The 627-nt window shown below is 56.3% G+C and carries 1 pseudogene; it reads left to right on the top strand.

The features are described from left to right. Positions 1-582 (top strand): annotated as a pseudogene (locus tag DWZ40_RS19175) (hypothetical protein); the annotation flags it as partial. Between the last annotated feature and the right edge of the window lie 45 nt (positions 583-627).

Raw genomic sequence — 627 nt, 5'->3', positions numbered from 1 at the left:
GCCGATGAAATCCGGGTGGGCCATCGTTTCTATGGCATTATGACGCTGGCGATTTATGCAAAAAAATGCGGGATAGACGAGGACGAGCTGCGCCGGGACGCTTTTGCGCTGCTCCGGCCCTACGATGATATGAGTGTTGAGGATATAAACCGCTTTACAAAAGATGATGTGGTGTGCGCCCTGGAAATGTTCAATGAGGACTATGTGACATTCCCCAGGGACGATATAGCGAAGCTCTCCGGCCTGACTATGCCTGTCAATAAGCGGAACTGGCGCAAACAGGAACAGCATTTGAAGATAGCCAGGGCAACGCGGGACATAGTTCATAGTAATTGGCGTGAGGGGAATGGCCGCCCGTCGGCCCAGGCGCGGGTTTATGAATGGCGGCAGCAGCACCCGGAGGGGCGCAAGGCCGACTGTCACCGGGAAACTGGCCTTGATCCGAAAACCGTCCGTAAGTGGTGGGATTGCCCGCCGCCAGCGGTGCGCTTTGAAAATGGGCATATAACGGTGCGGGTGTCCCCTTCCCAGGAGTTGAGCGATTGGATCCTGGACGCACTGCACGATGGGGGCCAGGAATAAGGCCCAGAAAGGCCCCTGTTACGCTTTAGAAGCCGTTTTCAGCCC

It is taken from the genome of Clostridium sp. AF32-12BH, from assembly GCF_003477935.1.
GTDB lineage: Bacteria > Bacillota > Clostridia > Lachnospirales > Lachnospiraceae > Brotaphodocola.
Note: the sequence above shows the minus strand (reverse complement) of the source record. Positions and strands in the feature narration are given on the sequence as shown.